This is a genomic window from Acuticoccus yangtzensis (assembly GCF_001927245.1).
In the GTDB taxonomy this organism is placed as follows: domain Bacteria; phylum Pseudomonadota; class Alphaproteobacteria; order Rhizobiales; family Amorphaceae; genus Acuticoccus; species Acuticoccus yangtzensis.
The window spans coordinates 1,183,078-1,205,500 of record NZ_MJUX01000001.1; the positions used below are offsets into that span (position 1 = coordinate 1,183,078).

At 67.7% G+C, this 22,423-nt stretch carries 22 protein-coding genes and 1 tRNA gene; 16 read left to right on the plus strand and 7 right to left on the minus strand.

The window, feature by feature from the left end; genetic code table 11:
* The first annotated feature begins 110 nt into the window (after positions 1-110).
* The 4 genes from BIX52_RS05265 (at position 111) to BIX52_RS05280 (ending at position 4,690) form a co-directional block, all read left to right on the plus strand.
* Positions 111-617, plus strand: coding sequence for a MarR family winged helix-turn-helix transcriptional regulator (locus BIX52_RS05265; RefSeq protein ID WP_083660018.1), 507 nt, complete (start codon positions 111-113; stop codon positions 615-617).
* Between the two features lie 48 nt (positions 618-665).
* Positions 666-1,388 (plus strand): response regulator, encoded by a 723-nt coding sequence (locus BIX52_RS05270; protein ID WP_075219858.1) that lies wholly within the window; start codon positions 666-668, stop codon positions 1,386-1,388.
* Positions 1,385-2,764, plus strand: a complete 1,380-nt coding sequence (locus BIX52_RS05275; protein ID WP_205647698.1) for an ATP-binding protein — start codon at positions 1,385-1,387, stop codon at positions 2,762-2,764. Before BIX52_RS05270 ends, BIX52_RS05275 begins: the two co-directional genes overlap by 4 nt.
* A gap of 345 nt (positions 2,765-3,109) precedes the next feature.
* Positions 3,110-4,690, plus strand: a complete 1,581-nt coding sequence (locus BIX52_RS05280; protein ID WP_075219859.1) for a 2-isopropylmalate synthase — start codon at positions 3,110-3,112, stop codon at positions 4,688-4,690.
* 500 nt (positions 4,691-5,190) lie between these two features.
* On the opposite strand, the gene BIX52_RS05285 is transcribed toward BIX52_RS05280, so the two are convergent.
* Together BIX52_RS05285 and BIX52_RS05290 are read right to left on the minus strand one after the other, a co-directional pair.
* Positions 5,191-5,925, minus strand: coding sequence for a helix-turn-helix transcriptional regulator (locus BIX52_RS05285; RefSeq protein WP_083660019.1), 735 nt, complete (start codon positions 5,923-5,925; stop codon positions 5,191-5,193).
* A gap of 208 nt (positions 5,926-6,133) precedes the next feature.
* Positions 6,134-6,218 (minus strand) — tRNA-Leu (locus BIX52_RS05290).
* Between the two features lie 187 nt (positions 6,219-6,405).
* On the opposite strand from BIX52_RS05290, the gene BIX52_RS05295 reads away from it, so the two are divergent.
* Positions 6,406-7,365 (plus strand): complex I NDUFA9 subunit family protein, encoded by a 960-nt coding sequence (locus BIX52_RS05295; RefSeq protein ID WP_342743812.1) that lies wholly within the window; start codon positions 6,406-6,408, stop codon positions 7,363-7,365.
* 117 nt (positions 7,366-7,482) lie between these two features.
* Here BIX52_RS05295 and BIX52_RS05300 read toward each other — a convergent pair whose 3' ends face one another.
* Entirely contained in the window at positions 7,483-8,301 is an 819-nt protein-coding gene (locus tag BIX52_RS05300; RefSeq protein ID WP_075219862.1) for an undecaprenyl-diphosphate phosphatase, read from the minus strand.
* Positions 8,302-8,407: 106 nt separating this feature from the next.
* On the opposite strand from BIX52_RS05300, the gene BIX52_RS05305 reads away from it, so the two are divergent.
* Genes BIX52_RS05305 through BIX52_RS05320 form a run of 4 tightly spaced genes read left to right on the plus strand, consistent with a single transcriptional unit; the run spans position 8,408 to position 11,400 of the window.
* Positions 8,408-9,097 (plus strand): glutathione S-transferase family protein, encoded by a 690-nt coding sequence (locus BIX52_RS05305; RefSeq protein WP_075219863.1) that lies wholly within the window; start codon positions 8,408-8,410, stop codon positions 9,095-9,097.
* The gene (gene queG, locus BIX52_RS05310; protein WP_075219864.1) at positions 9,078-10,250 is read left to right on the plus strand and encodes a tRNA epoxyqueuosine(34) reductase QueG; all 1,173 of its coding nucleotides are present in this window, start codon (positions 9,078-9,080) and stop codon (positions 10,248-10,250) included. The genes BIX52_RS05305 and queG overlap by 20 nt, the downstream gene beginning before the upstream one ends.
* Positions 10,238-11,140, plus strand: a complete 903-nt coding sequence (locus BIX52_RS05315; protein WP_245803114.1) for an SDR family oxidoreductase — start codon at positions 10,238-10,240, stop codon at positions 11,138-11,140. The genes queG and BIX52_RS05315 overlap by 13 nt, the downstream gene beginning before the upstream one ends.
* Positions 11,125-11,400, plus strand: a complete 276-nt coding sequence (locus BIX52_RS05320) for a hypothetical protein (protein WP_108676409.1) — start codon at positions 11,125-11,127, stop codon at positions 11,398-11,400. The genes BIX52_RS05315 and BIX52_RS05320 overlap by 16 nt, the downstream gene beginning before the upstream one ends.
* An 86-nt stretch (positions 11,401-11,486) precedes the next feature.
* Here BIX52_RS05320 and BIX52_RS05325 read toward each other — a convergent pair whose 3' ends face one another.
* From BIX52_RS05325 to BIX52_RS05330, 3 genes are all read right to left on the minus strand, one after another.
* The gene (locus tag BIX52_RS05325; protein ID WP_075219866.1) at positions 11,487-11,669 is read right to left on the minus strand and encodes a hypothetical protein; all 183 of its coding nucleotides are present in this window, start codon (positions 11,667-11,669) and stop codon (positions 11,487-11,489) included.
* Positions 11,670-11,935: 266 nt separating this feature from the next.
* On the minus strand, positions 11,936-12,130 hold the full coding sequence (locus BIX52_RS22765; protein ID WP_108676410.1) for a hypothetical protein: 195 nt from the start codon (positions 12,128-12,130) through the stop codon (positions 11,936-11,938).
* Positions 12,131-12,205: 75 nt separating this feature from the next.
* Positions 12,206-14,140: an alpha/beta fold hydrolase gene (locus tag BIX52_RS05330; protein ID WP_075219867.1), complete on the minus strand. Its 1,935-nt coding sequence runs from the start codon at positions 14,138-14,140 to the stop codon at positions 12,206-12,208.
* Between the two features lie 278 nt (positions 14,141-14,418).
* On the opposite strand from BIX52_RS05330, the gene BIX52_RS05335 reads away from it, so the two are divergent.
* The 4 genes from BIX52_RS05335 (at position 14,419) to BIX52_RS05350 (ending at position 18,504) form a co-directional block, all read left to right on the plus strand.
* Positions 14,419-15,726: a BCD family MFS transporter gene (locus BIX52_RS05335; protein WP_075219868.1), complete on the plus strand. Its 1,308-nt coding sequence runs from the start codon at positions 14,419-14,421 to the stop codon at positions 15,724-15,726.
* Between the two features lie 105 nt (positions 15,727-15,831).
* Positions 15,832-17,055 (plus strand): 5-aminolevulinate synthase, encoded by a 1,224-nt coding sequence (hemA, locus tag BIX52_RS05340; protein WP_075219869.1) that lies wholly within the window; start codon positions 15,832-15,834, stop codon positions 17,053-17,055.
* Positions 17,056-17,394: 339 nt separating this feature from the next.
* Positions 17,395-17,772: a septal ring lytic transglycosylase RlpA family protein gene (locus BIX52_RS05345; protein ID WP_083549570.1), complete on the plus strand. Its 378-nt coding sequence runs from the start codon at positions 17,395-17,397 to the stop codon at positions 17,770-17,772.
* Between the two features lie 120 nt (positions 17,773-17,892).
* Complete coding sequence (locus BIX52_RS05350; protein WP_075219870.1) at positions 17,893-18,504, plus strand: glutathione S-transferase family protein; 612 nt, start codon at positions 17,893-17,895, stop codon at positions 18,502-18,504.
* A gap of 319 nt (positions 18,505-18,823) precedes the next feature.
* Here the strand turns inward: BIX52_RS05350 and BIX52_RS05355 are convergent, their stop codons facing one another.
* Positions 18,824-19,411, minus strand: a complete 588-nt coding sequence (locus tag BIX52_RS05355; RefSeq protein ID WP_157956197.1) for a protein phosphatase CheZ — start codon at positions 19,409-19,411, stop codon at positions 18,824-18,826.
* Positions 19,412-19,667: 256 nt separating this feature from the next.
* Between BIX52_RS05355 and BIX52_RS05360 the strand changes: the two genes are divergently transcribed.
* The 3 genes from BIX52_RS05360 (at position 19,668) to BIX52_RS05370 (ending at position 22,328) form a co-directional block, all read left to right on the plus strand.
* Complete coding sequence (locus tag BIX52_RS05360; protein WP_075219872.1) at positions 19,668-20,054, plus strand: response regulator; 387 nt, start codon at positions 19,668-19,670, stop codon at positions 20,052-20,054.
* 241 nt (positions 20,055-20,295) lie between these two features.
* Entirely contained in the window at positions 20,296-21,090 is a 795-nt protein-coding gene (locus BIX52_RS05365) for a response regulator transcription factor (RefSeq protein WP_075219873.1), read from the plus strand.
* 416 nt (positions 21,091-21,506) lie between these two features.
* Positions 21,507-22,328: an MBL fold metallo-hydrolase gene (locus BIX52_RS05370; RefSeq protein WP_083660021.1), complete on the plus strand. Its 822-nt coding sequence runs from the start codon at positions 21,507-21,509 to the stop codon at positions 22,326-22,328.
* Positions 22,329-22,423: the final 95 nt, after the last annotated feature.

Consider the following 22,423-nt stretch of genomic DNA (forward strand, 5'->3'; position numbering starts at 1 on the left):
CGCCTGTTGCAGCGCGTGCGTATGAAACAACCCGTCCGCGCAATATTATTTCTCAAAGCCCCACCTAAACGACAGAATAGCGCGTTTGAGAGGGTGCTGAGGTATGCGAAATGTCGCGAAACGTCAATATGGTTGACCTGAAAAAAATCTCCGGGCCGGACCCGGAGCTTTCCCTTGCACTGATCGAAGGCATGTTCTTCGGCTATCGTGATTTCGTCGGCATCGCCGACGACCGTCTCGACGAGCTGGGTTATGGCCGCGCCCACCACCGTGTGTTGCATTTCGTCGACCGCCATCCGGGGCTGACGGTGGGCGAGCTCCTCGGCATTTTGAAGGTGACCAAGCAGGGCATCTCGCGCGTACTTAAGACTTTGGTCGATGATGGGCTGATCGAAGTGCGGCCCGGCCCGTTTGACCGGCGCGAGAAGCGGCTTCAGACCACCGAGGCCGGTCACGCCCTGGCGCGCGAGGTGGTGGCGATCCAGTCGGCGCGCATCGAGAAGGCGTTGAAGGCGGCGGGACCCGGTGCGGCAGAAACGGTCTTTGCCTTTCTCGCCGGGCTCGTAGACGATGAGGATCGCGCCGCGGTGCAGCGGCGGATCGAAGGCGGACGGTAGGCAACGCGGCGTTCGCGCGGCGGAGAGGCGACGATAAGGGCAAGGCCGATGGCTGTGGGAGCGCACGCCCTCTCGGGCGAACCGCGGCACGACGATGACGCGCCGCACATTCTGGTGGTGGACGACGACCAGCGCATCCGGTCGCTGCTGGAGCGTTTTTTGCGCAAAGAGGGCTTCCGCGTCACCGCGACGGCGGACGCGACCGAAGCGCGCCGCATCCTCGGCGGCTTCGTGTTCGACGCCGCGGTGCTCGACGTCATGATGCCGGGCGAGGACGGGCTTTCGCTGCTCGGCCACATGAAAGAGTCCTACGAGACGCCGGTTCTGATGCTGACCGCGCTGGCGGAGGCGGAAAACCGCGTGCAGGGCCTGTCGCTCGGCGCCGACGACTATCTCGGCAAACCATTCGAGCCGCGCGAACTGTCTCTGCGGCTGAAGAACATGTTGCGCCGCCGGCCGGATACGGCGCGCATCGTCACCTTCGGTCCCTTCCGCTACGACGTGAAGCGCGAGGAGCTGACCACCGACGGCGAGACGGTGCGGCTCACCGAGCGTGAAAAACGCCTCCTGCGAATGCTCGCCTCCCGGCCCGGTGCCACGGTGCCGCGCCAGGACCTCGTCGCCGACGAGCAGCTCGGCGACCGGGCGATCGACGTGCAGATGAACCGCCTGCGCCGCAAGCTGGAGGCGGACCCCGCCGAGCCGCGTTATCTGCAAACCGTGCGCGGCCTCGGCTACCGGCTCGTCGCCGACATCGCGGACGGCGCGTGAGCCTCGCCTCGCAGCCCTACCGGCGGCCCTTGTGGCGGCGCGTGCTGCGCTGGGCGGGCCTTCCGCCGCCGATCGAGCGGTGGCTGAGGAAGCGCCTGCCGCGGCGCCTCTTCGCGCGGTCCATCCTCATCATCGTGCTGCCGATGCTGGTGCTGCAATCGGTCGTCGCCTTCGTGTTCCTGGACCGGCATTGGGAGAACATGACCGTGCGCCTGTCGCAGGCGACGGCGCAAGCGGTGGCGGCGACGGTCCAGGCGGTGGAGACCGCGCCCGACGAGGCCGAGCGCGAGCGTTATCTCAGGATTGCCCGCAACACCGGTTTCGACCGTGTGGTGATGCTGGACGACGACACCCTGCCCTCGCGCCGCCCCGCGGGGTTCTTCAACCTCCTCGAATATACCCTGTCGCGCCAGCTCCGGCGCGAGGTGGGGCGCCCCTTCTGGATCGATACCTTCGACGACAACCGCTACGTCGAAATCCGCGTCGAGACCTCCGTCGGCATGATGGCCTTCGTGACGCGGCGCAGCTCAACCTATGCCTCCAACGCGCACATCACCTTGGTATGGATGGCGGGGACGTCGCTGGTGCTGATCGCCGTGGCGGTCTTGTTCCTGCGGGGCCAGGTGCGGCCGATCCAGGAGCTGGCGGCCGCCGCGCAAAAGTTCGGCCAGGGGCGCCCGGTCGGCCGCCTGCGCCCGCACGGCGCCACCGAGGTTCGCCAGGCGACCGGCGCCTTCCTGGAGATGAAGCACCGCATCGAGCTGCAGATCGAGCAACGCACGGCGATGCTGGCGGGTGTCAGCCACGACCTCAGGACCATGCTCACCCGCTTCCGCCTGGAGCTGGCGCTGATGGAGCAGACCGACGACGTCGCCGCCCTCTCCGCCGACGTGGTGCAGATGCAGAAGATGCTGGAGGATTATCTCCAATTCGCCCGCACCGATTCCGACGAGCCGGCGGAAGACGTGTCGATCGCCGACCTCATCGAGGACGCGGCGCGCGGGATGGAGGACATCGACATCCAGGTCCCGCCGGGCCTCGCGGCGACGGTGCGCCCGACCGCCACGCTGCGGATGATCGCCAACCTGATCGGCAATGCGGACAAGCATGCGGCGCGCGTGAGGGTGACGGCGCGGCGCGAGGGCAACCTCCTCGTCATCGACGTGGACGACGACGGGCCGGGCATCCCGGAGGCCAAGCGGGTGCTGGTGTTTCAGCCCTTCGTGCGGCTGGAGGGGGGGCGCAATCAGGACACGTCCGGCACCGGGCTCGGCCTCACCATCGCGCGGGACATCGCCCGGCGGCAGGGCGGCGACATCAGCCTGAGGGAGAGCCCGCTCGGCGGTTTGCGCGCGCGGGTGAAGCTGCCGATCTGAACGCCGCCGCCGAGCATGCCCAATCTTGCGCCGCGGCGCCGACGTGATGGGCGAAACTTGCCGCGACGCCGGGCAGCGCGTCTTTTCCCCTTGCCCTCCCCCGGCCCCGCCGGTACATAGCGGATATGACATTCGCGACGTCCATCCCGCGCCGTTCGCCGCCCTCCGGGCCGGCCGCGCGTCCGGCCGTCGGCATTCTCCTCCTTCTCCTTATTTGCCCCTGAGCGTCGGCGGTCCGGCACACGGGCGCACGTTCAGGGGATGATCGAAGCCAGAGCGAAACCGATCATGCGGTCCTGCGCGCCGATGGCCTGACGCCTCGCGCCGCCGCCCGAGGAGACTCCGATGTCCAACGACAACACCACCGCCGGCGACAACCACGTCATCATCTTCGACACCACCCTGCGTGACGGCGAGCAGTCCGCAGGCGCCACCATGACGCACGACGAAAAGGTCCAGATCGCCGAGGCGCTGGACGAGATGAAGGTCGACGTCATCGAGGCCGGCTTCCCGATCGCCTCCCAGGGCGACTTCGAGGCGGTGTCCGAGATCGCCCGCAAGATGCAATTCTCCATCGTCGCCGGTCTCGCCCGCGCGGTGCCGGGTGACATCGCCCGCGCCGGCGAAGCGGTACGCCACGCCAAGCGCCCGCGCATTCACACCTTCGTCTCCACCTCGCCCATCCACCTGCAGCATCAGATGCGCGCCTCCGAGGACGAGGTGGTCGAGATCATCGAAAAGACGGTGGCGCAGGCGCGCGGCCTGGTCGACGACGTGGAATGGTCGGCGATGGATGCGACGCGCACCCCGCTCGAGTACCTCGCCCGCTGCGTGCGCCAGGCGATCGCCTCCGGCGCCACCACCATCAACCTGCCCGACACCGTCGGCTATGCGACGCCGGGCGAATATCGCGAGATGTTCGAATATATCCGCCGCGAGTGTGGTGACGACGTCGTCTATTCCACCCACTGCCACAACGATCTGGGCCTTGCCGTCGCCAACTCGCTGGCGGGCCTGGAGGGCGGCGCGCGGCAGGTGGAATGCACCATCAACGGCCTCGGCGAGCGTGCGGGCAACGCGGCGTTGGAAGAGGTGGTGATGGCGCTGCGCGTGCGTGGCGACCGCCTGCCTTACACCACCGGCATCGACGCCAAGCAACTCGTGCGCGCCTCCAAGCTGGTCTCCGTCGCGTCCGGCTTCCAGGTGCAGTACAACAAGGCGATCGTCGGCAAGAACGCCTTCGCGCACGAGAGCGGCATTCACCAGGACGGCATGCTGAAGCACGCCGAAACCTACGAGATCATGCGCCCCGAGGACGTGGGCGTGCGCTCCACCACGCTGGTGATGGGCAAGCATTCCGGCCGCCACGCCTTCAAGACCAAGCTGAAGGAGCTGGGCTTCGAGCTGGGCGACAACGCGCTGCAGGACGCCTTCCGCCGCTTCAAGGACCTCGCCGACCGCAAGAAGAACGTCTACGACGAGGACATCGAGGCGCTGTTGGAGGATCAGATCCAGGAGGTCGCCGAGCGCGCCAAGGTGATGAGCCTCACCGTCATCGCCGGCACGGGCGGCCCGCAGAAGGCGATCATCGTGATGGACGTCGAGGGGCAGCACATCACCAAGGAGGCGACGGGCTCCGGCCCGGTGGACGCCGTCTTCAACGCGGTGAAGGCGATCGTCCCGCACGAGGCCAAGCTCTCCCTCTACCAGGTCCATGCGGTGACCGAGGGGACGGACGCGCAGGCCGAGGTGTCGGTCCGGCTGGAGCACAACGGGCGGATCGAGTCCGGCCGCGGCGCCGACGTGGACACGCTGGTCGCCTCCGCGAAAGCCTATGTGGCGGCCGTGAACAAGCTCCAGGCTCGCCGCCGCCTGCACGCCCAGGCCGAAGCCGGCGCCGACTCGACAGTCGCCGCCGCCGAGTAGAGTTTCGGCGCCGCCGGGTTGGTGCTGGCGCCCGCCTCTGCGGGCGGGCTCTGGTTGCCGCGGTGGCTTCGATGCGCGGCCCGATGAGGCCACGCAGCGGGTGATCGCCACCCAGGCGCCGACCGATGGCAGCGTCACCTGGGCCGAAATCGTATCGGCAAGCCGGCGGCTGCACCGGCGCGCGTGAAGTGGGCGCGGGAAAGTGGCAGCCGGAACCGGGGCGCATACGAAAAGCCCCGGCTGGGGCGGATTCGCCGCCCAGCCAGGGCTTTCAATATGGTACTCAGCTACCGAATATTGGACAGGGTCCGTCGGCTTCCCCCGCGTCGTCCCCTCAGACTATGCCGGATCCCTAATGCGGCTCCGGTTGCCCCGATGCGTTCGAAAAGAGTGCCGCATCGGCGACTTGGGCAATTTAGAGGCAGTTTCTCAAATCAGACCAGCTATCAATTTTGATACCTCCATAAGCCGCCATCCACAAGTTTTGGTAGTTTTTTGGGCTAGATTTGAAGCTGCCCGGTCAGAAGCGCCATCGCCAACGCCTGTTCGCGGGTCTTGGCGCCCATCCGCCGCCGCGCCTGGGCGAAGTGTTTCGACACCGTCACCGGCGTGACGCCCATACGCTCGGCGATCTGCGCCGTGTGGAGACCCTCGGCCAGCCACTTCATCGCCTCCGCCTCCCGGTCGGTGAGCCGTGCGACGAAGGAGACTGTTCGGGCCACCGGGTCGCTGAGCAGAGGCTCGAACATCGACGTGAACATGGCGACGGCGACCTTGATCCGGGCCTTCACCTCCGCATCTTCGAGCCAGAGCCGGGCCTCGGGATCGTCGGTCATCAGGACGATACCGCCGGTTTTCATGCCGCTATAGGTCGGGAAGAGCTGTGCGTTCTTGATGCCGTAGGCGTGGAAGAGACGGGCGACGGCGTGCCGTCCCACATTGTCGCGATGCAGGAGCGCCTCGGCGATATCCATCCGGTCCGGTTCGGACCCGGCGATGCAGACGGACATGAAGGGGTCCACGGCGTGGATGCCCTGATCGACGTAATCGCTGACGAGGGCGCTCGGTGCGCTCGACGCGAAGGTCGGCTGATCGAGCCGAGAAGAGAGAGCGATACCCGCCGTAATGTACCCGAAGCCGAGCTCGCCGAAGACTTCGACACCCCTCTCCCACCGCGAGGACGGCGCGGCATCATCGACCAGGCGGGACATGGTATCGGCTACGAATCGCTGCATGACGCTCTCGTAAGCAAAACTCTCCCTGCCGATGGCCGCACACGCGCGCCGCGAGCCGGCTGACGCGCACTATAGCGGACAAGCTGTCGTGTTGACATGCAGAGGTCAAGGCAAGGGCGGGACGCTCGGTCGCACCACCCGACGCAAAAGCCGCATATGACTTGCGGCTCCGAAATCCCACCATGAGGGAAAAAGCCCACCTCAAAGGTGGTGCCCAGGAGAGGACTCGAACCTCCACGGGTTGCCCCACACGGACCTGAACCGTGCGCGTCTACCAGTTCCGCCACCTGGGCTTTGGTGCGTCGGAGACCCGGCTGATACGGGGTCGCCGACCGGCTGTCAACTGCCCACCTCAACAATGTTCACGCGGCGTCTAATCAACACCCCAAAATCGCCAACACCGTTGCCCTTCAAAGCACAACGCCCTAACCCTGGAACCGCACCAAGGTGGCGGACGAGGGGACGATGGAACGCAATCCGATGAAGTTGGTCACGATCTTCGGCGGGTCGGGTTTCGTGGGCCGCTACGTGGTGCGCGAGCTGGCCAAGAAGGGCTGGCGCATCCGCATCGCCGTCCGCCGACCCGATCTCGTCGGCCATTTGCAGCCGATGGGCGGTGTCGGGCAGATCGCCCCGGTCCTGTGCAACGTCCGCTCCAAGGAGGCCGTCGCCCGCGCCGTCGCCAACGCGGACGCGGTGATCAACCTCGTCGGCATCCTCGCCGAAAGCGGCAAGCAGACGTTCGACGCCATCCAGGCCGAAGGCGCCAAGACCGTCGCCGACGCCGCCAAGGCCGCCGGCGTGAAGACCTTCGTGCAGATGTCGGCCATCGGCGCCGACCCGGCCGGCACTTCCGTCTACGCCAAGACCAAGGCCGCCGGTGAAGCCGCCGCCCTCGCCACCTTTCCGGACGCCGTCATCGTGCGCCCGTCCATCGTCTTCGGCCCCGAGGACGACTTCTTCAACCGCTTCGCCGGAATGGCTAAGCTGTCGCCCGTCCTACCGCTGATCGGCGGGGGCGAGACCCGGTTCCAGCCGGTCTATGTCGGCGATGTGGCCCGTTTCATCGCCGCGGCGGCCGAGGGCGCCGTTCCTGGCGGCCGAGCCTACGAGCTCGGCGGGCCGGATGTCGCGACCTTCCGCGAGCTCCTCGAAACGACGTGCGCCATCACCCGCCACACGCGCAAATTCGTCACCCTGTCGTGGGGGATGGCGTCGACCCAGGCGAGCCTCCTGCAATATCTGCCCAAACCGCCGCTCACACCCGACCAGGTGGAGCTTCTGAAGACCGACAACGTGGTCTCCGACGCCGCGAGCGCGGAAGGCCGCACCCTCGCGGCGATCGGCCTTCACCCGCGCAGCATGGGCGCCATCTTGCCGACCTACCTTTGGACCTATCGCAAGAACGGCCAGTTCGCCGAGCCCGGCAGCGCCGCCTGAGCGGCGCCCACCGGCACCGGCGAGGCCTCTGTTCTGGCCGTCCGGCCGCCTGGGCTGTTCCGCCGCCGCGGCCTGCTGTGACTGTCGCGGCGCCGCTGGATAGGGCCGGTGCGTGGCTCAATAGGCAAGCCACGCCAGCCCCAGCACGCCGACGACGATCCGCCACCACGCGAACGGCTCCAGCCCATACCGCGCGACGAAGCCGAGCAGCCCCCGCACGACGACGAAAGCCGCGCTGAAAGCCACCGCGAAGCCGACCGCGGCCACCAGCACTCCGCCACCGGACAACAGGTCACCCGCGTCCAGCACCTCACGATGACGCAAGAACTCCGCCACAAGGGTCCCGCTCATCGCCGGGACGGCGAGGATAAGCGCATAGTCCACCGCGGCACGCGGCTCCACCCGCAGAACCAGCGCCGCGAGGATCGCCGCAGCGGCGCGCGACACGCCCGGAACCAGCGCGACACACTGGGCCGCGCCGACGAGGACCGCGAGCCGGAGAGGAAGGCGCGCCGCATCGGTAAAGCGCGGCGGAGGCGCCCGGCGCACAGCGATGAGCAGCGCCGCCCCTCCCAGCACCAGCCCCGTGCAGATCGCCTGCGCCGTCCACGACAGGACATCCCGCGCGGCAGCCTGCAGCAGCACACTCGCCCCAGCCGCCGCCAGCGACCCGGCCAGCCACCCCGCGACGAAGGTCCGCGCCGCCGGATCGGACGGCGCAGCACGGACCGCGCCGAAGAGCCGCGGTCCGTAGACCGCGAGGAGCGCCGCCAAGGCACCCAGCCGAACCGCCAGCTCGAACGCCGCGCCCGGTGACGCGACCGCGAAAAACTCCCCCAATAGCCGGAGGTGGCCGGTGGACGAGACCGCGGTGAACTCCGTCAGCCCCTCGACGAGACCCAAGATGATCGCCGAAGCGATGGTGTCGGCTTCCATCCGTTCGCCCTATCTGGTGTTGCCATGAGCCGCTATACCGCGCCAGGCTGACGATGCGCCGGTTCGCGCGCGGCGCCCTCACCATCATAGTCAAACGCTCGAGCTGATGATCCTCCACCACCACCCCTTCCTGCCGTCCTGCCGCTTCATCCGGCTCGTCCTCGCCGAGCATGCGATCGACGTGGATCTGACGCTCGAACCCTTTTGGGAGCAGCGGCCTGAATTCGTGGCGGTGAATCCGGGCCTCACTCTGCCGATGGCCTACGACAACGGCCGCGGCCCGGTGATCGGTGCGCGCGTCATCATGGAATATGTCAGCGAGCGCTATGGCGAGATGCGCGCCGCCCACCGGCTGATGCCGTCCGACCCGCTGCAACGCGCCGAGGTGCGCCGCCTCGTCGACTGGTTCCTGCTGAAGTTCGACGAAGAGGTGTCCGGCCCTCTGGTGACGGAGCGCATCCTGAAGGTGGAGATGCCGTCCAAGCGCGGCGGCGGCGCCCCTGATTCCCACGCCATGCGCGCAGCCCGCGCCAACATCGTCGGCCATATGCATTATCTCGGCGCTTTGACCGCCTCGCGTCACTGGCTGGCCGGCGACAGCCTGACCTTCGCCGACCTTGCCGCCGCCGCCGCCCTGTCCTCGGTCGATTATCTGGGCGAGGCGCCGTGGGACGCCGACCCGATGGTGAAGCAGTGGTACCAGCGCGTGAAGTCGCGCCCGGCGTTCCGCCCCCTCCTCACCGACAAGGCGCGACTGGTTGCACCGTCCGCCCACTATGCCGACCTCGATTTCTGATCCGGCCGCCGCGCGGGGCCCCACGGCGGCGGAACGCGCACGCGCCGACATCGAGGCGGACGCGGCGGCCGCCGGGTTCGGCGCCGTCCGCGTGGTGCGCGCGGCGGACTTCGGCGCGCTCCATGGTGCGCGTCTCGCCGAGGCAGTCACCGCGGGGCATCATGGCGACATGGAGTGGCTCGCGGACACCGCCGCGCGCCGCGCCTCGCCTCAGGCGCTGTGGCCGGACGTGCGCTCGGTCATCATGCTCGCCATGAACTACGGGCCGCGTGCCGACCCGCTCGCCGATCTCACCCGGCGCGACCGCGGCGTCGTCTCCGTCTACGCCCGCGGCCGGGATTATCACGACGTGATCAAAGGCAGGCTGAAGGGCCTCGCCCAGCGCCTGGTCGCCCGGCATGGCGGCGACGTGAAGGTGTTCGTCGACACCGCGCCGGTGATGGAGAAGCCGCTCGCCATGGAGGCCGGCATCGGCTGGCAGGGCAAGCACACCAACCTCGTAAGCCGCGATTTCGGCTCGTGGCTCTTCCTCGGCTCCATCTTCACCACTCTGGACCTCGCCCCGGATGCCCCGGCGCGGGACCATTGCGGCAGTTGCCGCCGCTGCCTCGACATCTGCCCCACCGACGCCTTCCCGGCCCCCTACCGGCTCGACGCGCGCCGCTGCCTCGCCTTCCTCACCGTGGAATCGCGCGAGATGATCCCGCTTCAATTCCGCAGGGCCATGGGCAACCGCATTTTCGGCTGCGATGATTGCCTCGCCGTCTGCCCGTGGAACCGCTTCGCCAAGGTCGCGTCGGAGGTGAAGCTGTCGGGCGAGGACGAGCCCGCCCCTCTCGCCGAGCTCGCCGCGCTGGGCGACGAGGCCTTCCGCAAGCGCTATGCGGGCACGCCGGTGAAGCGGCTCGGGCGTGAACGGTTCGTGCGCAACGTCATGGTCGCATGCGGCAATGCGAGGGACGCCGCGCTCGCGCCATCCATCGTCGCGGCCACCGCAGACGAGGCCCCGCAGGTGCGTGCCGCAGCCGTCTGGGCCGCATCCGAGAGCATGGATGCCGAAGATTTCCGCGCCTTGCGTGTTGCGCGCGAGCCGCATGAAGGCCATCAACTCGTAAAATTAGAGTGGGCAAGGGGTGACGCATGCAGGCGTTGACCGAAGAAACGCGCCAGAAGGAGATGAGGCTCGTCGGGCTGGGGTTCGGCTATTCGGCGCATGCCTTCCTGCGCGCGGCCCGGCCGGAGAGCGCGGTCGGCACGGCGCGCAGCGCCGAGAAGGCGGAGGAGCTGTTGCGCCGTGGCGTGCGCTCCATCGTCTATCACGGCGAGCCGAGCCCGGCCCTGTCGGAGGCGGTGCGCCATGCCACCCACATCCTCGTCTCCGCCGGCCCGAACGAGCACGGCGACCCCTTCCTGCGGGTTGTCGAACGCGACTTGGCCCACGCCCCGGACCTGAAATGGATCGGCTATCTCTCCACCGTCGGCGTCTATGGCGACCACGGCGGACAGCTGGTGGACGAGCGCGCGGTCTGTCACCCGATCGCCGACCGCGGGGTGTGGCGCCTGGAAGCAGAGGCGGCATGGATGGCGCTCGGCCGGCGCATCAACGTCCACACGGCTGTCTTCCGCCTCGCCGGGATCTACGGGCCCGGCCGCAACCAGTTCGTGGCACTGAACGAGGGCCGCGCCAAACGCATCGTCAAGCCCGGCCAGGTGTTCAACCGCATCCACGTGGACGACATCGCCGCCACGTTGCAGGCGTCGATCGAGCGGCCTGCCTCGCGCGTCTACAACGTGGCCGACGACGAGCCGGCGCCGCCGCAGGAGGTGGTCGCCTATGCCGCCGGGCTGATGGGCGTGGAGCCACCGCCCGAAGTGCCGTTCGACGAGGCCGATCTGTCACCGATGGCACGGTCATTTTACGGTGAGTTGAAGAGAATATCGAACGCCCGCATCCGTCAGGAGTTGGGAGTGCGCCTCACCTATCCCACATACCGTGAAGGCTTGAACAGGTTGTGGGAAAGCGGACAATGGCGCGGTTATTGATGATGCTGGCGTGTGTGATCTCGGGCGGGGCGGCACTCGCCCAGTCCTCCAGCACCCAATCGGGGCAGCAACTGCTGCTCGATCAGCAACGCCAGACGCAAGCGTTGCAGGAACGCATGTCGCTGGAACGGCAGATCAATTCCTACGAGTTGAGGCAGCGTATGGTGAACACCAACCGTCCGACTTACGGCACCACCCGCACCCTCAGCCCGCAGACTGGACTCGGTGGCATTCCCCGCACCTACGGCAACGGAAGCTGATCGACCGCGCCGGCGCAGCGGCCCCATGAGACGCGCGGCGGATCGCTGAGGGCGCCGCGGCGCGCGCCGCGAACGCACCGGCCGCCTCAGGGCGCGGCCGGACCGTCCGGCGCCGGTGCGACCGCCACCGCGGCCATCATCCATCCCGCGACGCCGACGCTCTCCGCCGTCGCCGCGACCGCGGTGCCGGCGGGCCCGAAAGGCTCATAGGTCACCGCGATCGCCGCTAGCGACACGGCGATGGCGAGCGCCAGAACCGGCGCCACCATGGAAGACACCAGCGAAGGCGTCGCCGGCTGACGTCTAGCCCCCGCGGCGACACCTGACGGCACCGCACCTGACTCTGCGGGCTCTGCCGGCCCCGGCGCCGCGAGTGCTGCCCGGCCGCGCACGGTGGTTGCGGCCGGCACAGGCGCCGCGGACCGTGGGCCGGCCGCAGCGCGCGTCCGCCGCGACGCGGGCCGAACTTGAATGAGACTGAATTGACGCATCGCCGTCTGCATCGTCCTCTCCCTGGGTGCAACAGATGCAGAGGTCAGCGGCCCGGCTTGGCGGCCGGAACGGGATGCTTTGCAGCCTTCGACCCAGCCGCCTGCGCACCCAGCAACGATGCGGTCGCGGGCGAGGCTTCGGCCGGGCGGGTCATCTCCGCCCCCATCGCCGTGACGAAGACGACGGCAGCGGCGACGGCGGTGCGGACGATCATTGTGCGGGTGTTGCGGGCGGTCACGTCACTCTCCCATGCGGTGAATGACAGATAGACGGCGGCTCACCCGCCCGCTGTGACGGCCGTCACGCCGAGCCGCTACAGCACCCAGTCGGCCCCGAAAATCGCCTTGTTGAGCGGTTCGATATCTTTGCGCCGCCGCTTCATGACCGCGACCGCGGGGGCGTACCGCTCGTGATTGAGATGGCGCCACCGTTCCGACGTCGCCATCTCCGCCGCCGCGCCCGAAAACGCGGTCTGGTCGAAGCTGCTGCCGCCGCCGACATCGGGCACGCGGTGGTTGGAGTTGTCGACCACCGGCAGGCCGATCTTCTCCAGCAGTGCGGCGCGGTAGGCCTCGTCGCTCGCCCACCGGGTGAACGAGATGGTGACCGCGTCGCGCAGGTAGCGCGTCTCGCCGAGATATTCGCGCGCGTAGGTCGCCCAGAGCGAGATCATCGCGTCGAAATTGGCCATCGCCGCGCCGAGGTCCTTGTTGCGCACCTCGTAGAGCCTCAGCCGGCTGGCGGCCCAGTTGAAGAAGTCCCGCACCAGCAGGATGCGCGTGGTCCGCGCGCACGGCCCCATCACCCTGTCGTGGTCGCGCACGAGGTCCATGAACGAGAGGCGCGGCAAAATGAGGCTCTCATAACTGACGATGACGAGCGGCTTGTCGGCCGCGCGCAGCTCCTCCAGACGCTGCGCCTGGCTGCGCACGACCTCGACGACCCCCTCCATCTTGACCGCGCGGAAGAAGCGGTAGGGGTCCTTGAAGTGCTCGACGTTGTTGAGGAAGACCGGCGGGGTCGCCGCCTGCTGGGCCAGCCAAGCGACCACGCCGTGGTTGCCGCTGCGCTGCAGGCCGAAGAGGTTGATTTCGAGGCCCGTCGATCCTGCAGGTCCCTGCGGCACCTCGCCCGGCGTCGATGGGGCCGGCGTAGCCGGAACGTTCGACCTCGAGGGCGACGAAGGCGTTTCGACGCTCGCGGCGTCGGGCGCCGCGCCCTCGGCGGCCGCAGCTTGCGCCGAGCGCGCGGCCTGGCGGGCGGCGCGTGCCGCAGCGCGGGACGCCTGCCGCGCCGCGCGTTCCTCCTCACGCACCGTCTGACGCGCGGCGCGCGCCTCCGCACGCGCGACCTGCCGCGCCGCCCGCTCCGTCAGCAGATCGCCCGGTCGAGACGGTTTGGCCTCCGCAGTCGGCTCCGGCACCACCCGTGCCGCGTCCGCCTCCCGCGCCTCGTCCATCACGGCGGCCGCCGCGGCGGTGGCACGCTCCGTCACGGCCTGGCGCGAGGCGACCGGCGGTGCCGCCGGCGCCGGTCCGGCGGTTCCGGCGACGAGCGCCGCGGGATCCTCCGCGCCGGACACGATGGCGTGGATCAGCCGCGCCAGCGACACGCCGCGCCGCTTCAGCGCCTGAGCCGCCTTGTGGTCGCCGCCCGCCACGCGCAACCGGCGCATCGCCGGCCACGCGGCGCACAAGCGGTCGGCGTGCCGCGTATCCTCCTCGCCGTCCGTCCCATGGATCACGCTGTAGTCGATGCCGGGGGCGAAATAGGCCGCCGCATCAGGCATGGTCCAGCGGCGGACCGTGCGCGCGAACTTCAGGTAACGCTTGTCGAAAGGCACGAGGTTCGGCTTGATCGAGCTTTGCGGCACGAAGGCGATGGCGTGGGTGCAGCCCGGCAGATCACGGGCGAAGACCAGCGCCCCGAAGCCCCCCATGGAGTTGCCGATCGTCACCGTGCGCGTCACGCCGTTCGCGGCCATATCGCTGGTCAGGACCGCGCGCACACGCTCGTCGATGCCGTTGAACCAGCCGCGCGCCTTGTCGGTCACGAAATAGGCCGTCACCTCCTCGCCCAGCGTCTTCACGAACTCGTCCGGCTGGGCACCGGCCATCTTAAGAGCGATGCCGTTGAACACGACGTAGGCGAGGCCGGGCGCGCCGGGCTGATGGCTGATCTTGAGGCGCTCATCCTCGAAGAGGATCCGCAGTGCGGGCGTGTCCGGCAACGCGGTCTGGCTGGACAATGGAACCTCGGTGTCGCGGCGAAAGGGGGCCGGTATGGCAAAGGCCGCACGATGAAGGCAAGTCTCGGCGCTGCATAGCCGGGTAGGCCCTCGAACGCGGGCCGATGCGCGCATCCGATCTCGCCGGACGACGAGGCCACGCTAGGTGATGGACGACGCCGCGCCCGACCGGATGCGCGGCCGAGCAGAGCCGGAAGCGGTCCCGCCGCGCGGCGTGGTAACAACCGGCGGCCCGCTGCGGCGGGGGTGCGGGATCCGGCCGGCGCGATGGAGGTGTGATGCGCAGTCTCGGCGAATGGGTGGTGATCCTGCGGCTGGCGCTGGTGCAAGCCGCCGTCGCCTCCGTCACGGTGATCCCCATCTCCACTCTTCCGCGGCTGATGGTGGAGGAACTCGCCTTCTTCGCGCTGATGCCGGCCGGCTTGATCGGCGTCCACTACGCGGTGCAGACCTCCCGCGCCCGGTTCGGCTTCGGCTCGGACGTCGCGCACCGGCGCACACCGTTCGTCCTCGGCGGCCTCGCCCTCCTCGCGGTGGCCGCGGTCGGCTGCGCGGCGGCGACATGGCTGATGGCGAGCTCCCCGGTGCTCGGCTATGCGGCCGCCCTCGTCGCCTACGGGGCTGTCGGCATCGGCATCGGCGCCGCGGGGACGACGCTCTTCGCGCTGGTGTCCACCATGGTCTCGCCCGAGCGGCGGGCGCCCGCGGCCACCGCCATCTTCCTGACGATGATTTTCGGCCTCGTCCTCACCTCCAAGCTGGCGGGGGGCGCAATGATCCCGTTCTCCTTCGCCGCGCTTCTCGAAGTGTCGGCCACGGTCAGTCTCGCGGCCGGGGCGATCGGCACCCTCGCCATCTGGCGGTTGGAGCGCGCGCCCCTGAACCCGACGGGCGCGCCGCCCTCCGCCGGCCGCCCCACCTTCCGCGCCGCACTCGCCATGAGCTGGCACGATCCGACGGTGCGCGGCTTCACCCTCTTCGTGTTCATGTCGATGTTCGCCTACAACATGCAGGAACTCGTCATGGAGCCGTTCAGCGCGGCGGTGTTCGGGTTGGAGCCCGGCGCATCGACGCGGCTTTCGGGCGACCACCACGCGGGCGTCTTCGCCGGGCTGGTGCTGATGGCGCTTGCCGGATGGTGGGCGCGCGGCCGTCCCGCCGCGCTCGTCACCGCGACCGTGGCCGGCTGCGTCGGGTCTGCGTTGGCGCTGGGTGCCTTGGCGACGGCGGCCCTCAACGCGCCAGACTGGCCGCTGCGTCCGACGATCCTCGCCTACGGTCTCGCCAACGGCCTCTTCGCAGGCGGCGCCGTGGCGGCCATGTTCTCGCTCGCGGGTGACGGAACGGCGGGGCGCGAGGGCACGCGGATCGGTCTCTGGGGCACGGCGCAGGCGCTCGGCTTCGGGCTCGGCATGGTCTTCGGCGCGGGGGCGCTGGACGCCGCGCGCGCCCTCATCCCGGTGTCGGAAGCTTTCGCCAGCGTGTTCCTCGTCGAAAGCGCGCTTTTTCTGGTTGCGGCTTTGGTCGCACTCAGGGTGCTACAAATCCGCCCGGACGCCAGAGAAAGGACCGGAATTCACGGCTGATATGCGTTCAGGCGGCCCTTTCGCGATACCGAAAATACAAGACAGCGCTGGACAGAGGGGGTGCTCATCAGAATATGTCTAATGACAGTTCGGATTGAGGGCACGATGGATTACGAGCGTCACTTCGCGGACAGCCTCGACTCGCTGAGGAACGAGGGCCGCTACCGGGTTTTTGCTGATCTGGAACGTCACCGCGGTGCCTTCCCGCGGGCCACCCGCCATCATACTGGCAACGGCCCGAGCGAAGTCACCGTGTGGTGCTCGAACGACTATCTCGGCATGGGTCAGCACCCCAAGGTGCTGGCGGCGATGCACGAGGCGATCGACAAGTGTGGCGCGGGCGCAGGCGGCACCCGCAACATCTCCGGCACCAACCACTACCATGTCGAGCTTGAGAAATCGCTCGCCGACCTGCACGGCAAGCCGGCCGCCCTTCTCTTCACGTCCGGCTACGTGTCCAACTGGGCCGCGCTCGGTACGTTGGCGGCCAAGCTCCCGAACTGCGCCGTCTTCTCCGATGCGATGAACCACGCCTCGATGATCGAGGGCATCCGCCACAGCCGGGCCGAGCGGCACATCTTCGCCCACAACGATCCCGAAGATCTCGACCGCCGCCTGTCGGAGATCGACCCGTCCCGGCCCAAGCTCGTCGCCTTCGAGTCCGTCTATTCGATGGATGGTGACATCGCGCCGATCGAGGAGCTGTGCGACGTCGCCGACAAGCACGGCGCCATGACCTATCTCGACGAGGTTCACGCGGTCGGCCTCTACGGCCCGCGTGGCGGCGGCATCGCCGAAGAGCGCGGCCTGATGGACCGTCTAACCGTCATCGAGGGGACGCTCGGCAAGGCGTTCGGCGTCGTCGGCGGGTACATCGCCGCCTCGCGCGCCTTGTGCGACTTCGTCCGCTCCTTCGCGTCCGGCTTCATCTTCACCACGGCGCTGCCGCCCGCGGTCGCCGCCGGTGCCCGCGCGTCGATCGAGCATCTGAAGACCTCGACGGCCGAGCGTGAGGCGCACCAGGCCGTGGTCGCCACCGTGCGCGCGCGCCTGAAGGCGATCGGCATCCCCGTGCTCGACAATCCGAGCCACATCGTCCCGGTGATGGTGAACGACGCCGCCAAGTGCAAATGGATCTCCGATTTGTTGCTCGACCAGCACGGCGTCTACGTCCAGCCGATCAACTATCCCACCGTGCCGAAGGGGACGGAGCGGCTGCGCATCACCCCCTCCCCGGTCCATACCGAGGCCGATATCGACCACCTGTGCCACGCTTTGTCCGACCTATGGTCGCAGTGCGCCCTGGCCCGCACATCCGCCGTCGCCTGACCCATAGCAGAACAGGTCTCTGAGCGGCCTCGATACGGCCGGTCTAAACTGAGAAAACGTGACGATGGCGGCTTCGGCCGCCATTTTTTATGGCCCGGCCGGAGCCAAGGCACCGGAAGTCAATCCCGGCCCGCCGCGACTGCGGCAAAAAGGCAACGCCCACCCACAGCAAAAGTTGAGCCTGTGGACGACGATCGCAACAATTTTACGCATTTTTCGGTTTTGGGGTTTTCGGGTCCGCCCCTGGACACTAACAGGGCCGGGCAGGCGCCACGCGCCGCATTTTCGCCGGGAGGTTGCAATCGCGCCCCCGGCGCATCCGATGACAGGATCCCGAACATGCTCCACGCCAGGTCCGCCCTTGCGACGGCTGTTGCCGCCCTTTTTATCGCGACCTCTCTGCCTCTCGCAGCTCCGGCGGACGCCGGCACCGTCAAGAATGGTGTCGCATCCTACTACGGCAAGCGCTTCCACGGCCGCCGCACCGCCAATGGCGAGCGCTTCAACATGAACGCGCTCACCGCCGCCCACCGCACCCTGCCCTTCGGCACCCGCGTCAAGGTCACCAACCCGAAGAACGGGCGCTCGGTGACCGTGCGCATCAACGATCGCGGTCCCTATCACGGCAAGCGCTCCATCGATCTGTCGCGCGCCGCCGCCGAGAAGATCGGCATGGTGAACGCCGGCGTCGCCTCGGTGAAGATGGAAATCTTCTGAGGCAGAGGCCCGCGCCCATCACGCAGCCCATCACCGCCACCGATCGCCCAACCGCACAACTTTGAATTTGATACCGGAACCGCACCGCGCCACGCTCGGCCGGAACCGGAGAGGGTGCGGATGATCACGATCCACGGGATGGCGGACTCGGGGAACTGCTACAAACCACGGCTCTTGGCGGCGCTGATCGGGCTGCCATTTCGCCACAACGAGGTATCTTTCCTCGACGGCGGCACCGCGCGGCCCGCGTTCAGGGCCATGGCGCCGCTCGGCAAGGTGCCCGTGCTCCAGCTGGACGACGGGCGCGCGCTGCCCGAATCCAACGCGATCCTCACCTATCTCGGCGATGGGACGGCGTTCGTGCCGCAGGATCGCTTCGCCCACGCCGAGATGCTGGCGTGGATGTTCTTCGAGCAATATAGCCACGAGCCGCACGTGGCGGTGCGCCGCTCCCTCACCGTCTATCCGGCGCTCGCCGCCGCGGCGACGCCGGAGCGGATGGCCGCCACGTTGGAGGGCGGCCGCAAGGCGCTCGGCGTCATGGAGCTGCGGCTTGCCGCCCATGAATGGTTGGTCGGCGACGCGCCGAGCCTCGCCGACATCGCCCTTTACGCCTACACCCATGTGGCGGCCGAGGGCGGGTTCGACCTCGGCGAGACACCGGGCGTTGCGCGGTGGGTGGAGCGGGTGGCCGCGCTTCCGGGCTACCGGCCGATGACCTGGCTCCCATGACGCCGGAGCGCCGCCTCACGGTCGTGCCGTGTCGCCGCCGCCCGCGCCTCTGACCTCTCCTTACAAACGCGAACAGCCCCACAAACGCGAACAGCCCCACAAACGCGAACAGCCCCACAAACGCGAACAGCCCCACAAACGCGAACAGCGCCGCGAAATGCGGCGCTGTTCGGATGTTCATCGGCGGATTGCGGCGGGTGAATCCCCGGGGCCGCCTTCACATCGGCTGCGCTTGCGCATCACGTGAAGGGCGAGGTCCGGCCCGGCTGCTCTCAGGCGGACCCGCGCGGCCGGCGCTTCGTCGATCCGGTCGGCGGGGTCAGCCGAAGAGGGCGTCCACGTCGTCCTGGTTGACGATGCCATAGTCACCTTCGAGAGCGGGACCGTTGAGCAGGTCCTTGTCGGTCCGCTCTTTCTTCTCCTGCACGGGCGCGGTCAGCTCTTGCGCCTTCCACACATCCACCATGGAGGCGATGCGCTCTTCGATGAAGGCCAGCGACTCCACCACCTTGGAGATGCGCTGTCCGGTGATGTCCTGGAAGTTGCAGGCCTCGAAGATCTGAATGACGCTGTCGCCGATGGCCTGTGCACGCTCCCTCAATTCGTCGTCCGCATCCTGCATGATGGCGGCGACGGTGGTGTCGATCGCCTCGGCGGCGGCGAGGATGGTGTCCGTCGCCATCTCGGTGCCCTCGACCACGGCCCTCAGCTCGTCCGCCGCGCGGGCGTTGGATTGCTCCCCCGCGTTGCGGGCGTAGAGCGCGCCGATCTCGGTCTTCGTCACGTCGATCCGCTTTTGGATGTCGTCGACGCCGCTCCACAATGCGATCGCATTGTCCACGGGAGCTGCGGGATCGCCGCCGGCTTTGCCGCGGGCGGTGTGAAGCTCCTTCAGGATTGTTTCCACCTGGTGGGTCATAGGCGAAGTTTCGGCAAGACGCCGTGCTTCTGCGATCTCGACCCGGAATGGTCTTGCCATGTTCAAATGACTCCGTTGACGCACGGTCCGAGAATACACGCTTACCGTGCATTTTCAACCGAGCGCGGGTGGGTGTGGCGAGTGTCGGGCAAGGTTCGACCAAAGCTCGGCGCAAGCGTATCAGCTTAGACCCAAATGGCCGAACATTCGCTCGAACCGGGCGTGCAACATCGCGGAGCAATCGATGTCCCTTGACTTAACGATGCCTGTCCTCGTGGTCGACGACTACAAGACAATGGTTCGTATTATTAAGAACCTCCTGCGTCAGATCGGGTTCACGGACGTGGACGATGCGTCGGACGGCAGTGAAGCCTTGGAAAAGATCAAAGGCAAAACCTACGGTTTGGTCATCTCCGACTGGAATATGGAGCCGATGACCGGCTACGAACTCCTCAAGCAGGTCCGCGCCAATCCCGAAACCGCAGAGCTGCCGTTCATCATGGTCACCGCCGAGGCGAAGTCCGAGAACGTGGTCGCGGCGAAGAAGGCCGGTGTGAACAACTACATCGTCAAACCCTTTAATGCGCAGACTTTGAAGGGGAAAATCGAGTCGGTCTTCCAACCGGCATAAACACGGCGAAATCAGAGCACGCCGTTACGATTTCAGTGTGGGCGGTCGAGCCTTCGGGAGATTGTCGAACAATCTCCCACATTGAGACACAACCGCCCTCTTCCCGATAAAGTTGTCTTCTCGGTTGCGCGGTCGCAGCCCTCGCGTATTGGTTGTACAAAGAGGTCGGGTCATAGAGGTCTCCTCCAACGACCCCCCGACCACGAAACGCTCACGCTCAAACATGGAAGGCACGTACGGTATGTATATTGTTATCGATTCGCGTGAGGTCGTGGCCAACGGCTATAAGTCTGGCTTCGAACGCGAAGGTCTGGCTTGCACCACCTTTGCGGGGACGGAGTTTGCCGACTGGCTGCACTCGATCTCCGACGCGGATACCGCCGCCATCCAAGCGGTCATTCTCGGCGCCACCGAGGACCGTTATAATGTCCCCGCCCTGGTGCGCAGCCGTGCCAAGACGCCGATCATCGCCCTCAAGGAAGAGAGCGGCCTTGAAGAAACGCTCGAACTCTTCAACGTGGGCGTGGACGATGTCGTCAAGAAGCCGGCGCCGGTGCGCGAGCTTGTGGCCCGTGCCAACGCCATCTGGCGTCGGTCGAGCGACTCTCGCGAGGAAGCCCAGTTCGGTCGCCTCACCGTCTACTTCGACAGCCGCGACCCGACCATCGACGATACCTCGGTCGAACTCCCCCGGCGCGAGCGGCAGATCCTGGAATATCTGGTGAAGAACCGCCGGCGGCGGATCACCAAGACCCAACTCTTCAACGCCATCTACGGCCTCTTCAACGAGAACGTGGACGAGACGGTGATCGAAGGCCACATCTCCAAGTTGCGCAAGAAGCTGCGCACGCGCCTCGGCTACGACGTGATCGACGCGAAGCGCTTCGCCGGCTACGCCTTCATCGGCGACAGGCAAGCGTGCGAGATGGAACGCCCCGTCCCGTGCGAGGAAACGACCACGCCGGTCCTGTCCCTCGTCGCCTCCAATCCGAGTGTGACGCGCGGCGTCTCGCGCGGCGGACCGCGGCCGGTCTGACCTGCCCGGCCAGCCACCGGCCGCCCGCCCCGGCGCGGGCGCCTTGGGGCACCACCTGCCGCGTGACGGCGACGGCGCCGTCTGACAGTCCGGCAAAGCTGCACTTCGCTTCCCTGGCAGAAGACGGCTTCCATGGCAGAAGACGCCACCCTCTGAACCCTTCGCCGCCGTGCGAGCACGCTTCGACGCGCCGCCCATCGCACGGCCGACCGGCGACATCCGGCCCGCGGCCTGCGCATCCCGCGCCCTCCCCGCGCCGCACGCCGATCGAGGCCTCCGCCGGCGCACACGCCGCGTGAGACATTCCGCCCCAACCCAGCGCCTCGCTTTGACCGGGACATCACGCCCGCAGTCGGTACTATACGTGCCGTGCCGCGCGTTCTGATCGCCGGCCCCGCGAAGTCCGAGGAGGCGCTATGGTCCCCCGTCCCTTTCGCACGATGCTCGCCGCGTTGACGGCCAGCCTCGCCCTCTCGTCCGTTCCTGCGGCCGCGCAATTCTCGAACTGCCAGGCCATCGCCAGCGCCTTTCCGAACGCGCGCGTGATCACCGTCGCCAGCGAGAGCCCGTCCGACGAGTACGCGGTCGAAATCCGCTATATCGGACACTCCACCTTTCGCATCACCGCGCCCGACGGCACCACCATCGCCACCGACTATGCCGGAGCCGCAGGGGCCGGCCCTGTCCCGGACGTGGTGACGATGAACCACGCCCACACCAGCCATTTTACAAATTTCCCCGATCCCGCGATCCCGCACGTCCTTCAGGGATGGGGCACCAACGGCGCGCCGGCCGATCACATGGTGGAAGTCGGCGAGGTTCTGGTTCGCAACGTCACCACCGACATTCGCAGCTATGCCGGGGTGGAGCCGGACGGCAACTCCATCTTCATCTTCGAGATCCAGGGGCTGTGCCTCGGCCATCTCGGCCACCTGCACCAGCCTCTTTCGGACGGGCAGATCGCCGAGATCGGCCGGCTCGACGTGGTTTTCGTCCCCGTCGACGGCAGCTACACCATGAATCAGGAAACGATGATGGAGGTGGTCTCGCGCCTTCGCGCGTCGATCGCCATTCCGATGCACTGGTTCGGATCCTACACGCTGGCCGACTTCCTGACCCGCACCCGCTCTGACGGGATGGAGGTGGTCATGCAGAGCGAGCCCGTTCTGCGCGTCTCCCTCAACACCCTGCCGCGCCGCCCGACGATGATCGTTCTTCCCCTCAGCTTCGCCAACTGACCATCACCGCGGCGCCCGCTCCCTCTCCGGAATCGGGCCTGCTGATCCCGCTCGGGCGGCCTTGCCAATAAGTTTTCCGACTTTTCCTACATAAG

What these genes read in the sequence shown, in the direction of transcription:
- BIX52_RS05265 (WP_083660018.1), top strand. Translation starts at nt 111, where the DNA reads ATGTCGCGAAACGTCAATATGGTTGACCTGAAAAAAATCTCCGGGCCG.
- BIX52_RS05270 (WP_075219858.1), top strand. Translation starts at nt 666, where the DNA reads ATGGCTGTGGGAGCGCACGCCCTCTCGGGCGAACCGCGGCACGACGAT.
- BIX52_RS05280 (WP_075219859.1), top strand. Translation starts at nt 3,110, where the DNA reads ATGTCCAACGACAACACCACCGCCGGCGACAACCACGTCATCATCTTC.
- BIX52_RS05285 (WP_083660019.1), bottom strand. Translation starts at nt 5,925, where the DNA reads ATGCAGCGATTCGTAGCCGATACCATGTCCCGCCTGGTCGATGATGCC.
- BIX52_RS05295 (WP_342743812.1), top strand. Translation starts at nt 6,406, where the DNA reads ATGAAGTTGGTCACGATCTTCGGCGGGTCGGGTTTCGTGGGCCGCTAC.
- BIX52_RS05300 (WP_075219862.1), bottom strand. Translation starts at nt 8,301, where the DNA reads ATGGAAGCCGACACCATCGCTTCGGCGATCATCTTGGGTCTCGTCGAG.
- BIX52_RS05305 (WP_075219863.1), top strand. Translation starts at nt 8,408, where the DNA reads ATGATCCTCCACCACCACCCCTTCCTGCCGTCCTGCCGCTTCATCCGG.
- queG (WP_075219864.1), top strand. Translation starts at nt 9,078, where the DNA reads ATGCCGACCTCGATTTCTGATCCGGCCGCCGCGCGGGGCCCCACGGCG.
- BIX52_RS05315 (WP_245803114.1), top strand. Translation starts at nt 10,238, where the DNA reads ATGCAGGCGTTGACCGAAGAAACGCGCCAGAAGGAGATGAGGCTCGTC.
- BIX52_RS05320 (WP_108676409.1), top strand. Translation starts at nt 11,125, where the DNA reads ATGGCGCGGTTATTGATGATGCTGGCGTGTGTGATCTCGGGCGGGGCG.
- BIX52_RS05325 (WP_075219866.1), bottom strand. Translation starts at nt 11,669, where the DNA reads ATGGTGGCGCCGGTTCTGGCGCTCGCCATCGCCGTGTCGCTAGCGGCG.
- BIX52_RS05335 (WP_075219868.1), top strand. Translation starts at nt 14,419, where the DNA reads ATGCGCAGTCTCGGCGAATGGGTGGTGATCCTGCGGCTGGCGCTGGTG.
- hemA (WP_075219869.1), top strand. Translation starts at nt 15,832, where the DNA reads ATGGATTACGAGCGTCACTTCGCGGACAGCCTCGACTCGCTGAGGAAC.
- BIX52_RS05345 (WP_083549570.1), top strand. Translation starts at nt 17,395, where the DNA reads ATGCTCCACGCCAGGTCCGCCCTTGCGACGGCTGTTGCCGCCCTTTTT.
- BIX52_RS05350 (WP_075219870.1), top strand. Translation starts at nt 17,893, where the DNA reads ATGATCACGATCCACGGGATGGCGGACTCGGGGAACTGCTACAAACCA.
- BIX52_RS05360 (WP_075219872.1), top strand. Translation starts at nt 19,668, where the DNA reads ATGTCCCTTGACTTAACGATGCCTGTCCTCGTGGTCGACGACTACAAG.
- BIX52_RS05365 (WP_075219873.1), top strand. Translation starts at nt 20,296, where the DNA reads ATGTATATTGTTATCGATTCGCGTGAGGTCGTGGCCAACGGCTATAAG.
- BIX52_RS05370 (WP_083660021.1), top strand. Translation starts at nt 21,507, where the DNA reads ATGGTCCCCCGTCCCTTTCGCACGATGCTCGCCGCGTTGACGGCCAGC.